Source organism: Indolivaga alginatilytica (assembly GCF_003201355.1).
Classification (GTDB): Bacteria; Bacteroidota; Bacteroidia; order Bacteroidales; family Dysgonomonadaceae; genus Dysgonomonas_A; species Dysgonomonas_A alginatilytica.
In genome coordinates, this window is record NZ_QICL01000002.1 from 237,421 (window position 1) to 252,735 (window position 15,315).

Genomic DNA, 15,315 nt, shown 5'->3' on the forward strand with positions numbered 1-15,315 from the left:
TTAGTATTCTATTCTATTTTACTTTAATAGATTTGATGTTATGATATCTACTATAGCAGAAATTGTCCCAAGCGTTTGGATCGGGTGACATATCATACAGCATTGTAAATTTGGTCTTAGGAACGAACCTTTCATCAGAAACAAATTCAAAATCGGATTTATTTATTTGTTTGTCTATAATCACTTCTCTCTCCTTCATTATTCTACTAAAATTATTTACATCCTTATAACCTTTTGTATATAGCGGAACAAAATTAATAATAGAGTAAATAATAAGAATACTCTTTATCGTGAATAGATACATCGAGTTTATCTTTATATTGGCATATAGTAATCCAATGGCAATTATATAGAATGTAATTGCTCCAAATAAAACTCGAAGTTCAAACTCAGGAGAGGCAATCATTGCTAAGTCTGCAATAATTCCGGCAATACAGAGTATGAATGATAAAAATACGATCTTTTGATTCCAATTCTTCTCAAAGTGTATATATGTTGCTAGTATTAGCAAGTATATTAATACTAAAGGTAGTATTATCTTATAGAACTCTCCTATGACTGGTAATGTTCGTGTAAAATAATAAATGATTTTAGATTCTTTTATGAGAGTATTATCTATAGTGGCTGAATCATATCTTATATAATTTCCCGGAGCTATAATCATAATTATAAATCCAATAAGAACGCCGATTACTCCGTAAATCATCCATCTTGGCGTTTTTATCTTTTTTATTTTGAGATAAATAATGAGGCTGAAAATAATAAATATCATGCCAATCACAGTATTTTCATTTGTCCAACCCGCAATTATTCCAGCAAGAAAGAATAGAATATCTTTAGATATAGAATTTTCACTTTGTTCTGATATAAAAGCACGGCAATAAAAATAAAGAAAAGAGATAATAATAAGAGTACCCCAGAGGTAATTAGCACTACCTGTTATCCACAAAAAAGTTTGCCCAAATGAGGGTTGATAGAACCAGATTAATATATTAATAAAAAAGTATAGAGACATATTAATCTTATTATTCAAATTGGCTATTTTATAGATAACATATGTGAAAATAATATAAGCGATGCTGTTCAGAATATCCATCCAATAACCATTTATAAGCAATAATGATTCAGCCAGTACATGTACGACGGATCGACCTCCATGCCCAAAATAATGGCAATATTGAGATTGTAGAATGTCAGAAAAACTTGTTACCCTTTCTGTGACGTCTGTCCCTCCAATAAATGAGTAGCGCCAGTCATCACCGTATATCGGATATAAAATATTCAGCAAAAGTATAAGGGAGAAAAAAGATAAAATAAGAATGCCGAAAATCGAAAAGACGACTTTCTTTTCAGATAATTTATTCTCTATTTTTTGATAAAGGGTAATCATATCTTGTGTGTATTTGTACATAATCCAGATGATTAAAAATAAAATTATTCATGAGTTTATTACTTAGTGTGCTGACATGGCCGGTTTTAATTCTAATGCCAAGTCTTAGTCTGATAGTAATTATTTATTTGTTATTTCTCGAATTAACCCAAATTTAGTGATAAAAGTATATCCCAAAGCTTCAGCATACAATGGAGAGGTAATATTCAGCAGAAGAATAAGACCTCTAGAAACAAAAAAATGTATTCAAAATAGATTTTGTTGCTCCTTCTACCGAATGAAACGTATCTATTATCTGATAACGACAGGTGATTTGTCTATAATTTTTTTCCATTGCGAGGTGTTAGTGCTGTTTACGGATTTGTCCGTTTTATAGAATTTAATTTATAATAGTCGGAGCACATCGTATTTCGCCAAGATTTCGGATTATCCGAGATATCTTCAAAATCAAATTCAGGAGGGAGTACAATTGGATATTCTTTCAATACAATATCCTTATTACCTATCTTTTTTTGGTCTTCTATGTATAACTCTCTTACTTGATATCTATCGGAAAGAGAAGATAATACTTGGTATCTCACCGAATAAGTAAATGCGAAGATAACAGTTCCTCCGATCAATATCAAAATATTTCCGATTTTAAGAGTCAGATTACTCAAACTGATATTTGCATAGAGTATAGATATTGATATGATCATAAAACTTGACAGGCAGAATGTTGCACGAAGTGGAAATATAGGCGAGCCAATCATTGCAAAAGCCGAGACATGAGCTGCTGTGAAAAACAATAATGAGCCAAACCACGCTTTGTAATTCCTGCTATCCTTATTCTGACAGAAAAAGAGAAACGTGAAGCATGCATATATTACGATAAGAATACCTATTGAATTGACATATTTGTATATCCAATATATATTTCGGGCTTTGTACTGCAATACATCCATAAATGGTTTGTCAGTCAGATTAAACGCTGCATGAGTATCTTTTGACCTGATGAAATTACCGGGTGCTAACAACATAATGATGCAACCTATGCAAACTCCAATAAAGCCATAGGTAGCCCATAAAGGAATTTTAATCTTTCTTATCTTAAAATACAGAAGTATATTGAATAGAATAAAAATAAGTGCAATGGCGGAGTTTTCATTTGTCCATCCTGCAACAACTCCAAAAATTAAAAACAGAATGTTTCTAAGAACGCCTTTATCCTTTTTTTCGTTTAAATAAAAGCTATAATAGTATGATAGAAATGCAACGATGATTAAGGTGCCCCATAAATAATTGCTACTGCCTGTAATCCAAATAACTGTTTGAGGAAATACCGGTGTTAATAACCAGAGCAATAAATTGATAAGTAAAAATAAATAGGGGTTAGTTGGTCTTCCGTTATTGGCTATTCTGTATATTATGAATGCGAAAAGAACATAAGCTATACTATTAAGTATCTCTCTGATAATAGGATTCAGCAATAACAAAAGCTGATCGATGAAATGAACTACATTTCGTCCGCCCCAATACAGATAATGATTGTATTGTGATACAAATATATCGAGCACGCTCTCAATTCGTTTGGGAGGAGTTTCATTGAATATAAATGAGTACATCCAATCATCGGAATGGATGGGATATAATCGATTTAGTAAAAAAACTAAGATGAAAAAAATAAGAAGAGATAATCCCAGAATAATCTTATTAGTATTATCTTCCGTTATTCTTTTTTTATTATAATTCATTCCACGTTACTTTTTCATTATTCTATCCATCATTCTTTTATCGTCTTTTTCTTTTAGAGTTTGTCGTTTGTCATATTGCTTTTTACCTCGTGCAATTGCAATATTTAATTTTGCCAATCCCCTGTCGTTAAGAAATAGGCGTGTAGGAACAATTGTATAGCCTGTTTCTTTAACAGATCTCTGAATTTTTTTTAGTTCTTTTTTATTGAGTAGAAGTTTACGGTCTCTGCGAGCTACGTGGTTATTGTATGAACCGTAGAAATATTCAGTAATATTCATGTTCCTTACCCAGAGGGCATCTTTCTCGAATATACAAAAAGTATCAACCAGACTGGCTTTTCCTAATCTGATTGATTTAATTTCGGTTCCGGTTAATACTATTCCGGCAGTGTATGTATCGAGTAACTCATAGTCGAAAGTTGCTCGTTTATTCTTTATATTAATATTTAATTGTTTCATCCTATAAGTAAATTCATCTATTTATTGCTACATTTGAGCCATAACCATCTGCGATTATTACACTAGCCAAAGTAATAAAAAAGTCTGAGACTTTAATCTATCTTGGAGTAGCTGTGCGGGAATAAGGAGTAATCTTATTCTTTCAGCAGTTTATCTAAAAAATCGTCGAATTCTTTGTCGATACGGCTTAGGAAATCATTTTCGATTCGGATAATTGAATCATCCTCAATAACCAATAATTCCTCCTGAACCACTAGATTTTCATCAGCAATATTAATAGAGAATGGCTTAAACACATCAAGAGAGTCAAACTTATTATCCATGTCGAATTGCTCCACAACCTCTCTTAATTGGCGGGCAATAATTTGGTCGTCATCTTCTGAAGCCCATGCCTCCACTATGATTTGAGACAATAAGTTTTCTTCGTCATCAAAAACTGATAGGCTGCCACTATCTTTATCGACAACAAGAAATATATCAGTTAAAGAACTACCTGCATACTCTTCGTTCAAACTGTTAATTGCATCAGTTAGAGCTTTTGAAATTTCTTTATACACTTTTCTTGCTGTCATAATCTATTGATGTTTATTCTTTTCTTTCTTGATACTTCTTATTGAAGTAATTTATTGTATTCAGTATCACTGTTTATAATTTCAAGACCCTTTTTGAAGATTTCACTTTCATCATTGATAATTTTGAAATATCCCTCAGTGTTGAATAGATCTCTTGCCATTAAGGCTTTTATTCTGCGCTTAAATTGCTCTTTAGATCTCAGATACTGATCTTCTTTATATTCTATCTTATCATCGGTTGCCATCTTTACCATTTTGGAAAGTAATTCATCCGATACCTCATATTCTTTTTTGAATTTCTCGATAGTCGGATATTTCTTCAGAAGCTCTTTTCTATTAGAGTCCACTGTTTGTAATGACAGTCGATAGATGATACCCATTGCATTTATGCGCCCGCTGTATTCTGTATACTCAGCAGTATCTATTGGTACAAAATAGTCGGGCATGATACCTCCACCACCATATACGGTACGCTCGTTTACGAGTGTTTTATATTTCAAAGAATCAGGGAAATGGATGCTGTCCGCATTCATCATTTCACCTCTGTTGTATCTGTCAATCAGATCTTTATTGTACGAATCCTGATCTCCATGTGTATATGGCTTCTGAATAGAACGTCCGGTAGGTGTGTAATAACGTGCTACTGTCAAACGAATCATAGATCCATCGGGTAGGGGAAACTGTCTTTGAACAAGACCTTTTCCAAATGTACGTCTGCCCACAATTAAACCTCTATCCCAATCCTGAACTGCTCCCGATACGATCTCGCTAGCCGAAGCCGAACCTTCATCAACCAGAATTACTAATTTACCTTTCTCAAACAAACCTCTATCTGTTGTTGAGTCACTGGTTCTGGCTTGATGAGTACCTTCCATATAAACAATAAGTTTATCTTTATCTAAGAATTCATCAGCAAGTTCTGTCGCAGCATTTAAATAGCCACCGCCATTACCTTCTAAGTCCAGAATTAGATTCTGTAATCCCTGAGCTGAAAGCTTAATTAAGGCTTCTTTAAATTCGGCAACTGTTGTAGCCCCAAAACGGCTCAAACGAATGTATCCCGTCTTATCATCAATCATATAGGCTGCATCCAGACTATAAATAGGAATTTTTGCACGTACTATCTGAAAACTTATTGGTTTTTGGACACCTCGGCGAAGCACTTTTATATTCACCTTAGTTCCTTTTGGTCCTTTCAGCCGCTTCATAATATCACGTGTATTCATATTAACGCCTGCAATGGCTGTATCGTTCACTGCTATGATACGATCGCCCGGTAGTAAGCCTACGCGCTCCGAAGGGCCGTCGGCTATTGTTTCTATCACATAGAGCGTGTCTGAGATCATGTTAAATGATATACCTATTCCATCGAAATTACCTTCCAACGGTTCATTCATATCGGCTACAGTTTCAGCACTTAGATAAGAGGAATGAGGATCGAGTTCCTTTAGTATGGCTACGATTGCATCTTCTGCTAACTTTTCGTCATCAACAGTATCAACATACATTCTCTCTATTAAAGTCATAGTCGTGGCTAATTTCTTAGTCCCCTGACTCATCGCGTATTGTGCCGAAATCGTATTAACAAAAATAAATGTACAGGTTATTATCAATAACAGTGTCTTTTTCATACTGCGTTCTCTTTTAAGTAAATAAAAGTATTAAGTGATATATCTTAGAATTATAACAGGTTATAATAGTTATAGTTCTAAAGTAATAAAAGGTCTGTGACCTTATTTTATAGAAAAGAGTCAAGCAAAGGCTCTTACTTGACTCTTTGGATAGTTTTATTTTATTCCAATTTAATGGTCTTAGTCTGTATTAATATCAATTCCATCCGGTATAAATTTACTGACATCGTGTTTGTAACGCAAAAGTTCCCGAACGATTGTTGAGCTAATATGAGTAAGCTCAGGCTCAGTAAAGAGTACCAATGTTTCGATACCCGAGATATTGCGATTCATGTCAGCAATAGTTTTCTCGTATTCAAAATCATTAACGGATCTTATTCCTCGGATAATAAATTTTGCATCTACCTTGTTTGCAAAATCAACAGTCAGGGAATCGTACGAACCTACCGAAACACGAGGCTCATCCGCATACAATTTTTCTATCATTTTGATTCGTTGCTCCAAGGAAAAATAACTTCTTTTACTATCGTTAATTCCAATTGAGATAACAATCTCATCAACCACGTTTAATCCTCTTCGAACCAGTGATGCATGACCAATTGTAAATGGGTCGAATGTACCCGGAAAAATAGCTCTCTTCATTTATTCTTTTAGTAAACGAGTTGACAAATAAACAAGATGCAAGAGCTAGTCTTGTGAACTGTTAACTGATGGCTGTTAACTGCAATTAATTTGCCATATCGGAAATGAACTTGATTCTTACCAGACGAATTTCTTCTTCTGTAAACATGCCTAGTTCATTAATTGCATCTTCAAGATCATCCGATTCGGCTTCCTGAAAGTAGTCAAAGATGTCTGCCATATGATCTTCGTCTATCACTTCATTCAAGAAATAATCGATATTTATTTTGGTACCCGAGTAAACAATCGCTTCAAGTTCTACCAATAATTCTGGAAATTCTATACCTTTTGATTCAGCAAGGTCATCGAGTGCAACCTTACGGTCGATACTTTGAACTATCGCTACTTTTAGCTTCGATTTATTTGCTACTGTTCTAACACGTAAATCTTCAGGGCGTTCAATTTCGTTTTCTTCTACGTGCTTTTTGATGATTTCAACAAATTCAGCACCGTATCTTTTAGCTTTACCTGCTCCCACACCCGGTATATTTTGTAATTCGTCGATACTTGTAGGATAGATGGTAGCCATCGATTCCAATGAAGGATCTTGAAATATTACGTAAGGAGGAACATTCAGCTTTTTAGACATCTTCTTACGAAGGTCTTTCATTATCGAGAATAGTACAGGATCGACAGCCGAACTTCCGCCACCGCCTTTGATAACTACCTCATCATCATTTTCATCATCAAAATCCTCTTCTTGAGCAATTTTGAATGAAACTGGTTTCTTTAAAAAGTCTTTTCCTTTTTTGGTAACTTTCAGTAAACCGTAGTTTTCAATATCCTTGTCCAGATAACCCGCAATTAACCCCTGTTTTATAACGGCATTCCAAGTTTCGTCGTTTGTCTCTTCGCCAGATCCAAATGCCTCTAACTCTTGATGTCCGTAGGTTTCAATCTCAGATGTTTCTTTCCCTCTAAGGAAATTAATCACATACTCGGTCTTAAATTTTTCTTTTAATGCTAGCACAGCTTCTATCGCTGTTAATAATAAATCTTGAGCTTCCACTTGTTTTTTAGGGTTTATACAATTGTCACAATTACCACAATTATGTTGATTATATTTTTCTCCGAAATAATGTAATAGAACTATTCTACGACACATCGCTGTCTCAGCATAAGCTGCAGTTTCAAGAAGAAGTTGCTTGCCTATTTCCTGTTCGGCTACAGGTTTTCCTTGCATAAACTTTTCGAGTTTTTGCAAATCTTTATAAGAATAGAATGCAACACATTGCCCTTCGCCTCCGTCACGTCCTGCACGTCCTGTCTCCTGATAATATCCTTCGAGACTTTTGGGCATATCATAATGGATCACATACCTGACATCGGGTTTGTCAATTCCCATTCCAAAAGCAATAGTGGCTACAATTACATCCACTTTTTCCATTAAGAACGAGTCTTGATTCTCTCCGCGTGTAGAGGCATCTAACCCTGCATGATATGCAAGCGCATTTATATTATTGGCACGAAGAATTTCTGCGAATTCTTCTACTTTCTTTCTGCTTAAACAATATACGATACCTGATTTTCCAGCCTGAGATTTAATATAACGGATAATGTCCCGATCTACTTTCTCTGTTTTGGGTCGAACTTCGTAATAAAGGTTTTCGCGATTAAAAGATGATTTGTAAATTTTTGCATCCAACATACCCAGACTCTTCTGGATGTCGTGCTGTACTTTAGGTGTTGCTGTAGCGGTTAAGGCTACAAGCGGACGTTGCCCGATCTCCATAATAATGGGTTTGATACGTCTGTATTCGGGTCTGAAATCGTGTCCCCATTCCGAGATACAGTGTGCTTCGTCTATCGCATAAAACGACACCTTGATATGTCGCAAAAAATCGATGTTTTCTTCTTTCGTTAAAGACTCGGGAGCTACATATAATAATTTTGTTTTGCCCGATACTACGTCAGCTTTTACCAATTCAATGGAAGCCTTGTTTAACGATGAGTTCAAAAAGTGAGCTATCCCATCTTCTTCGCTGAAGTTGCGCATGGCATCGACCTGATTTTTCATCAATGCAATCAATGGGGATATAATAATAGCTGTACCCTCCATCAATATTGCAGGAAGCTGATAGCAAAGAGATTTGCCACCTCCTGTCGGCATCAAAACAAAAGTATCTTTTTCCGCCAAAACATTCTGAATGATAGCCTCCTGGTTACCCTTGAATTTATCAAATCCAAAATGTTTTTTCAGATTTTCAATTAATAGATCTTCTCGTTTTGACATAGTTTAATTAAATCGCATAAATGGAATATCAAAAATAGGCATAACCTACACTCGTTATTTTTGAAAATGTAATGAAGGTCTAAGACCTCTTTATTGCTTTGGTAGTATATCAACCAGAGCCTGTTTTGATTTGAAAGTATATCATTAAATACTTTTGTTCACTTATATCATACGAAGATAACTTCTTAAGTCAAAAATACAATAGAAAAAGATTTTTTTTTAATAGAAAAATGAGATTTATTCATAAGAATTTTTCAGCCTGTCCAGATTCGAGCTTTCCAATTGCTTTATAGCATAGTCTTTTGTTATATGCAAGCTCTTTTCTTTGCTCGATGGGATGGTAAACATGGCTTCCATCATCACTGTTTCTACTATTGAACGAAGCCCTCTGGCTCCCAATTTATACTCAACGGCTTTGTCCACTATGTAATCATATACATCTTCGTCAAAGGTCAATTCCACATCATCCATTGTAAACAATTTCAGGTATTGTTTGATAATTGAGTTTTTAGGCTCGGTCAGAATTCTTCTTAAAGCCGAATGATCCAACGCATTCAAATAAGTAAGAATAGGCAGACGACCAATAATTTCAGGAATTAATCCAAAAGATTTTAAATCCTGAGGAGTTATATATTTCAATAATTCTTTCCTGTCAATGTCTGCATTTTTCAGAGCAGAAGAATATCCTACAACACGAGTATTCAGACGTTGTGCTATCTTACGCTCGATACCATCAAAAGCACCTCCACATACGAAAAGTATATTTTTCGTATTTACGGCTATCATCTTTTGGTCAGGATGTTTACGTCCTCCCTGAGGTGGAACATTCACTATAGAACCTTCCAATAATTTCAATAAACCTTGTTGTACACCTTCGCCGCTTACATCACGAGTGATAGAAGGGTTATCTCCTTTACGGGCTATCTTATCTATTTCGTCAATAAATACGATACCACGTTCTGCAGCAGCAACATCGTAGTCGGCAGCTTGCAAAAGACGGGTCAATATACTTTCGATATCTTCCCCTACATATCCCGCTTCGGTCAATACAGTAGCATCCACTATTGCGAATGGTACATGTAATAGTTTTGCGATTGTACGTGCCAGCATCGTTTTACCCGTTCCGGTAGGTCCTACCATGATAATATTAGATTTTTCGATCTCAATATCATCTTCGCCGACTTCCTGTAATAATCTTTTGTAGTGATTATATACCGAAACCGAGAGGTAGCGTTTAGCATCATCTTGTCCAATAATATATTGATCCAAGAATTCTTTTATTTGTTTTGGATTTGGCAATGTCTTTCTGTCAAGTAAACCTCCAAAGCCCTTGTCTGATTTTAGAGAATCTTTCACTATAAGATATGCCTGATCTACGCATTTGTCGCAGATATGAGCTGATATTCCTGCAATTAATAAATTGACATCGCTATCTGGTCGTCCACAGAAGCTACAGGTATCGTTTGTTCCTTTTTTAGCCATATTTTTTATTTAAGGTCACAGACCTGTTTTTGAAATGTATTTATTATCTATTGCGAATGTCTACAAACGAATAATTGACTGCCTAAAAAATTAAGCAGCCAATTATTAAGTCATTAACAATGATATGTATGCATTATTTTGTTCGAACTAATATTTCGTCAATCATACCGTAGTCTTTAGCTTCAGTAGAATTCATCCAATAATCACGATCCGAATCCTGAGCAACCTTTTCGATAGTTTGTCCGGAGTGATCTGCTATAATAGCATATAGTTCTTGTTTTACTTTAGCAATCTCACGAGCAGTAATCTCTATATCAGAAGCTTGCCCTTGTGCACCACCTAGAGGTTGGTGTATCATGGTACGTGAGTGTTTCAAGCCGAAACGTTTGCCTTTTTGTCCTGCAACCAACAGTACTGCTGCCATAGAAGCTGCCATACCTGTACAAATTGTAGATACATCGCTACTGATAAATTGCATAGTGTCGTATATTCCATATCCGGCATATACTGATCCTCCCGGTGAATTGATATAGATAGAAATATCTTTACCCGAATCGGCAGAATCTAAATAAAGTAATTGTGCCTGAATAACATTGGCAGTATAATCGTCGATACCGGTACCAAGGAAAATGATACGGTCCATCATTAAACGTGAGAACACGTCCATTTGCGCAACATTAAGTTGACGTTCTTCAATGATGGTTGGTGAAATATAGCTGCTGGTTATATCCATGTATTGATCGAGAGCCAATCCGTTCAAACCAATATGCTTGGTTGCGTATTTTCTAAAATCATTCATAGTTGTTTATATCTTTAATTATTAATTCATCTAGGAGACTGCAAATTTTATGCCTAACTTTTAATGTCGTAAGTTACAGTAACTATTTTGTATGTTATTTAGATTATAACTTAATAACCTGTTGAAGCAATAAACAGGTCTTAGACCTTGTTGTGCAGCAAATAAAAAAGAGACCTTTGCCATTGGAGCTTAGTCTAAAACAAAGTTATAAATAATTATTGGAAACCAACAAATAAAAACTTTGTCTTTCTTAAGATTAGAGGCAAAGGTCTCTTCGTATAGACCTTATTTTTTTATTGCAATATTATGAATAGGGGTCTTTATTCAGCGTTAGCTTCTCCTTCGAAGAATTTTTTGAATTCGTCAAGACTCATTTCTTTCTCTTCTACTCCAAGGATAGATTTAAGACATGCAACGATTTTTTCTTCCATTGCTTTGTCAACCAAGTTGCGAGAAGTTTCTTTGTTCTTAAGCATTTCGTTTGCATAATTTGCAAGAACATCATCAGGCATACCCATCATTCCGTATTGAGCAAATTGTACACGAGCTGCTTGTAGAGCTACAGCACGAACATCAGCTTCTTCGATCTTAAGATCGTTTTCTTTCACTAATTGTTCTTTGATTAAATGGAATTTAAGATCTTCGATGATTTTAGGGTAATCGGCCTCTAGAGATTCTGCAGTTCTGTCAGCACCTGTTGCCATTAACCATCTTTTTAGGAATGCATCTGGGAATTCAAGATTACCTGCTTTTTCTTCAAGTAATACACGTGCATCCAATAAGAATTTGTAGTCGCTATCTGGAGCTAATTGTGTTTGAAGAGTTTCTTTTACTTTAGCGATAAAATCAGCCTCAGTTGTAACAGTTCCTTCTCCAAATACTTTGTCGAATAATGCTTGATCCAAATCAGCCTCTTTGTAACGAGTAATTTCGTTTACAGTGAATGAAAATTCAGCAGCAATAGATTCTACTGCATCTTTTTCGATATGTAAGAACGAAGCTATTTCAGTTTCGTTTCCTTCGTAAGCTTTACCTGGGTTGAAAACGATAGTTGCACCTTTCTTTACATCTGCAAATTTAGCTTGCTCTTCTTCGTCTTTCATATAAGAAGGCATCAAAACAGCTCCTTCTACGCGGATACCACCGTCTTTAGGTTTGCCACCTTCTAGCTCTACTACTTCACCTTTAAGAAGGTCAGTTGGTTTAGCGCCCTCTTCGACAGTTTCGTATTTACCGTAGTTTGCTTTGTAAGAAGCGATTTGTTTGTCAACTAAATCTTGTCCTACTGCTATTTTGTAATAAGTGATTTTGTCTTTTTTGCTCAAAGCCAATTTAACTTCAGGAGCAAGAGCAATATCAAAGAAAAACTCGAAATCTTCTTCTTTAGAAAAATCAACAGGTTGTTGTTTTTCTTCGTTAGGAAGAGGTTCACCTAATATATTAAGTTTGTTTTCTTGTATGTAATTGTAGATTCCTTCACCAACTAATTTGTTCACCTCTTCGGCAAGGATCGATTTTCCGTGCATTTTTTTAACCATACCTACTGGTACAGTTCCCGGACGGAATCCCGGTACATTCGCCTTTTTGCGAAAAGTTTTGATAGCCTCATCGACTTTTCCTTGATAATCAGCTTTCTTTACGTCTACCTTAAGTATAGCATTTACGCTATCTACGTTTATAAGAGATGTATCCATCTTTCGCTTGTATTTTATATATTGTTATGTAATTAATTCGGTCGATCTACTAAATCCAGCTATATCGCTTCTGACTCAGAATAAAGATAATTTTTTTAGTGGCACAAAAATAGTTTATATTATTCCAATATTCAAATTTATTTCTCTTTTTCATTTTAGTTATGATCAATTCCCGAGTTAATATGATTAATTTGTTGAATATTAAATTATTGTTGATGCTATTTGACCTTCGATTTTAAGGGCGAATATATTATTGTAATTTTTATATCATTTTTTTATCACCTCGAAAACTCAGATAATGAATAAATAATATTTATATTTGCTCCTATATTCGGTGTCTTATATATCAGATACCTAGTAAAAATGGCGTTATATGATAAAAGATAAGGGAGATGTAATCAGCTTTGAAGCTAGCATCCCTGACATGTGGGCTCTTCTGGAGGAAAATGAACGTGAACTCGTAAAAGATGCAGCGAAGATTCTTCACCTCAAAAAAAATGAAATCATTTATTGTGAAGAAGAGGTTCCCAAAGATTTGATGTGTCTCTTAAAAGGGAAGGTTAAAATCTTTAAGAACGGGGTTGGCGGACGTAGCCAGATTATCCGAATGATACGCCCTGTCCAGAATTTTGGATACCGGGCTTACTTTGCTAAAGAACCTTATGTGACAAATGCTTCAGCTTTCGAGGCTTCTACGGTTTGTCTTATTCCTATGGTACTTATAGAGCAGCTAGTTATGGTAAACACCAAGTTGGCAATGTATTTTATTACAGAATTATCTACCGATCTTGGTATTGCTGACGAACGGGTAGTTAGTCTTACTCAGAAGCATATTCGTGGGAGGCTTGCCGAGTCATTGGTTTTCTTGCTGGAAAATTATGGTTTGGAAGAAGATGGTGCTACTATCAGCATCTACCTGTCGAGAGAAGATTTAGCTAACCTGTCAAATATGACTACTTCAAACGCGATCCGAACATTGTCTACATTTGTAGATGAGCATATTATTGCTTTGGATGGGCGAAAAATAAAAATAATGGACGAAGATAGACTGCGAAAAATTAGTAAAATAGGATGATCTCATCTTTAGTACATAAATATTTGGATTTTAAGTACAGAGAGGTTGAGCAGTTTATAAATAACCCAATTCTTACACAAGAAAAAATACTTAACTATCTTATCAAATCTGGAACCAATACTTATATTGGAGTCCAGTATGATTTTGCGTCTATTAAAAACAAAGACGATTTCAGAAAATCGGTTCCTGTTTTTCATTACGAGGATTTGAAACCCTATCTCGAAAAAATTCTGATAGATAAGCGGCAAGATGTACTTTGGAATAAACCTGTGAAATGGTTTGCCATGTCATCGGGAACTACAAACGATAAGAGTAAATATATTCCTGTAACCCAAGAATCTCTAATACAAGGTCATTACAAATGTGGGCAACAAATGCTTGCATTATATGCACATAGTAATCCCCAGGCTAAGTTTTTCTTAGGGAAGACTCTTGTATTAGGAGGCAGTAAGCAGGTTAATAATATTGGAGATGGAATTTTTACCGGAGATATTTCGGCAATACTCATTAAGAACTTAAAATTCTGGGCAAAGTATAGCAGGACTCCCGAAAGAATATCTCTTATTCCCGATTGGGAGTCAAAATTGCAGGAGTTAACCGATTATGCTATAAGAAAAGATGTGAGAGCCTTTATGGGAGTTCCTTCTTGGTTATTGGTTCTTTTGAAAAAGATTACAGTGGATACAGGTCGTGAATTGACCGACTTATGGCCTAATCTGGAAGTGTTTTTTCATGGAGGAGTTAGTTTTACCCCTTTCGAAGATCAGTATCGGAAGCTTATAAATAAAGATTCGATGATTTATTGGGAGACTTATAACGCATCCGAAGGTTTTTTTGGTTCACAGTATTCGGGTGATTCAAAGGATATGCTTTTGATGCTCGACAATAACATATATTACGAGTTTGTTCCCATGAGTGAGTGGGATTCTGATAATCCAACGACTCTGACGCTTGAAGAAGTTGAAATAGGTCAGAATTATGCTGTCCTGATCACTACAAATGGAGGTCTTTGGCGATATATGATTGGAGATACTATCGAATTTACATCTACAACTCCTTATCTATTTAAAATAACAGGTCGTACCAAACACTTTATCAATGCTTTTGGTGAAGAGGTTATTATTGATAATGCGGAGAGTGCTTTGAGTGAGGCATGCGCTGTTACAGGCGCTCATATTGTAGAGTATACGGCGGCTCCAATTTATTTTGGGGACAATTCGGCAGGAGCGCACGAGTGGTTAATCGAATTCGATGTAGAACCTGCGGATATCCATTTATTTAGAGTAACTTTGGATAATGCTTTAAAGAAGGCAAATTCGGATTATGAGGCAAAAAGATCCCATAATTTATCACTTCAAGATCCGGTAATTCGTGTTTTACCTAAAGACAGTTTCTATAATTGGCTAAAATATAAAGGAAAAGCAGGCGGACAGAATAAAGTTCCTAGGTTATCGAATAATAGAGATTATGTAGATAATATGTTGATATTCTTGGAGATGAGTGGTGCTTAGGGTTGTTTTCGAGGGAAACCTAAAAAGGTAAGTATCTCAAAATAACTTAAAAAAA

The 15,315-nt window shown here is 35.3% G+C and carries 12 protein-coding genes; 2 read left to right on the forward strand and 10 right to left on the reverse strand.

What is annotated here, in order from left to right; genetic code table 11:
* Positions 1–13: 13 nt before the first annotated feature.
* From CLV62_RS03725 to tig, 10 genes are all read right to left on the reverse strand, one after another.
* Positions 14–1,411 (reverse strand): DUF3329 domain-containing protein, encoded by a 1,398-nt coding sequence (locus tag CLV62_RS03725; protein ID WP_110309450.1) that lies wholly within the window; start codon positions 1,409–1,411, stop codon positions 14–16.
* Positions 1,412–1,743: 332 nt separating this feature from the next.
* Positions 1,744–3,123 carry a DUF3329 domain-containing protein gene (locus CLV62_RS03730; protein ID WP_110309451.1) on the reverse strand — a complete coding sequence of 460 codons (1,380 nt, stop codon included), beginning with the start codon at positions 3,121–3,123 and terminating at the stop codon, positions 1,744–1,746.
* Positions 3,124–3,129: 6 nt separating this feature from the next.
* On the reverse strand, positions 3,130–3,582 hold the full coding sequence (smpB, locus tag CLV62_RS03735) for an SsrA-binding protein (RefSeq protein ID WP_110309452.1): 453 nt from the start codon (positions 3,580–3,582) through the stop codon (positions 3,130–3,132).
* Between the two features lie 134 nt (positions 3,583–3,716).
* A complete protein-coding gene (locus CLV62_RS03740) occupies positions 3,717–4,154 on the reverse strand; it encodes a hypothetical protein (RefSeq protein WP_110309453.1) in 438 nt (145 codons plus the stop codon).
* Between the two features lie 38 nt (positions 4,155–4,192).
* Positions 4,193–5,785 carry a S41 family peptidase gene (locus CLV62_RS03745; protein ID WP_110309454.1) on the reverse strand — a complete coding sequence of 531 codons (1,593 nt, stop codon included), beginning with the start codon at positions 5,783–5,785 and terminating at the stop codon, positions 4,193–4,195.
* 180 nt (positions 5,786–5,965) lie between these two features.
* Positions 5,966–6,427: a pantetheine-phosphate adenylyltransferase gene (coaD, locus tag CLV62_RS03750; protein ID WP_110309455.1), complete on the reverse strand. Its 462-nt coding sequence runs from the start codon at positions 6,425–6,427 to the stop codon at positions 5,966–5,968.
* Between the two features lie 85 nt (positions 6,428–6,512).
* Positions 6,513–8,699, reverse strand: a complete 2,187-nt coding sequence (gene recQ, locus CLV62_RS03755; RefSeq protein ID WP_110309456.1) for a DNA helicase RecQ — start codon at positions 8,697–8,699, stop codon at positions 6,513–6,515.
* Positions 8,700–8,936: 237 nt separating this feature from the next.
* Positions 8,937–10,181, reverse strand: a complete 1,245-nt coding sequence (clpX, locus tag CLV62_RS03760) for an ATP-dependent Clp protease ATP-binding subunit ClpX (RefSeq protein ID WP_110309457.1) — start codon at positions 10,179–10,181, stop codon at positions 8,937–8,939.
* Positions 10,182–10,314: 133 nt separating this feature from the next.
* On the reverse strand, positions 10,315–10,980 hold the full coding sequence (gene clpP / locus CLV62_RS03765) for an ATP-dependent Clp endopeptidase proteolytic subunit ClpP (protein WP_050711304.1): 666 nt from the start codon (positions 10,978–10,980) through the stop codon (positions 10,315–10,317).
* A gap of 320 nt (positions 10,981–11,300) precedes the next feature.
* Positions 11,301–12,674 carry a trigger factor gene (gene tig / locus CLV62_RS03770; RefSeq protein WP_110309458.1) on the reverse strand — a complete coding sequence of 458 codons (1,374 nt, stop codon included), beginning with the start codon at positions 12,672–12,674 and terminating at the stop codon, positions 11,301–11,303.
* 373 nt (positions 12,675–13,047) lie between these two features.
* Here tig and CLV62_RS03775 point away from each other — a divergent pair, with 373 nt between their 5' ends.
* A complete protein-coding gene (locus CLV62_RS03775; RefSeq protein WP_110309459.1) occupies positions 13,048–13,749 on the forward strand; it encodes a Crp/Fnr family transcriptional regulator in 702 nt (233 codons plus the stop codon).
* Positions 13,746–15,260 carry a GH3 auxin-responsive promoter family protein gene (locus tag CLV62_RS03780; RefSeq protein WP_110309460.1) on the forward strand — a complete coding sequence of 505 codons (1,515 nt, stop codon included), beginning with the start codon at positions 13,746–13,748 and terminating at the stop codon, positions 15,258–15,260. The genes CLV62_RS03775 and CLV62_RS03780 overlap by 4 nt, the downstream gene beginning before the upstream one ends.
* Positions 15,261–15,315 lie beyond the last annotated feature (55 nt).

Excerpts from the sequence above, each read along its gene's own strand:
- CLV62_RS03725 (WP_110309450.1), bottom strand. The coding sequence starts at position 1,411 with ATGTACAAATACACACAAGATATGATTACCCTTTATCAAAAAATAGAG.
- CLV62_RS03730 (WP_110309451.1), bottom strand. The coding sequence starts at position 3,123 with ATGAATTATAATAAAAAAAGAATAACGGAAGATAATACTAATAAGATT.
- smpB (WP_110309452.1), bottom strand. The coding sequence starts at position 3,582 with ATGAAACAATTAAATATTAATATAAAGAATAAACGAGCAACTTTCGAC.
- CLV62_RS03740 (WP_110309453.1), bottom strand. The coding sequence starts at position 4,154 with ATGACAGCAAGAAAAGTGTATAAAGAAATTTCAAAAGCTCTAACTGAT.
- CLV62_RS03745 (WP_110309454.1), bottom strand. The coding sequence starts at position 5,785 with ATGAAAAAGACACTGTTATTGATAATAACCTGTACATTTATTTTTGTT.
- coaD (WP_110309455.1), bottom strand. The coding sequence starts at position 6,427 with ATGAAGAGAGCTATTTTTCCGGGTACATTCGACCCATTTACAATTGGT.
- recQ (WP_110309456.1), bottom strand. The coding sequence starts at position 8,699 with ATGTCAAAACGAGAAGATCTATTAATTGAAAATCTGAAAAAACATTTT.
- clpX (WP_110309457.1), bottom strand. The coding sequence starts at position 10,181 with ATGGCTAAAAAAGGAACAAACGATACCTGTAGCTTCTGTGGACGACCA.
- clpP (WP_050711304.1), bottom strand. The coding sequence starts at position 10,980 with ATGAATGATTTTAGAAAATACGCAACCAAGCATATTGGTTTGAACGGA.
- tig (WP_110309458.1), bottom strand. The coding sequence starts at position 12,674 with ATGGATACATCTCTTATAAACGTAGATAGCGTAAATGCTATACTTAAG.
- CLV62_RS03775 (WP_110309459.1), top strand. The coding sequence starts at position 13,048 with ATGATAAAAGATAAGGGAGATGTAATCAGCTTTGAAGCTAGCATCCCT.
- CLV62_RS03780 (WP_110309460.1), top strand. The coding sequence starts at position 13,746 with ATGATCTCATCTTTAGTACATAAATATTTGGATTTTAAGTACAGAGAG.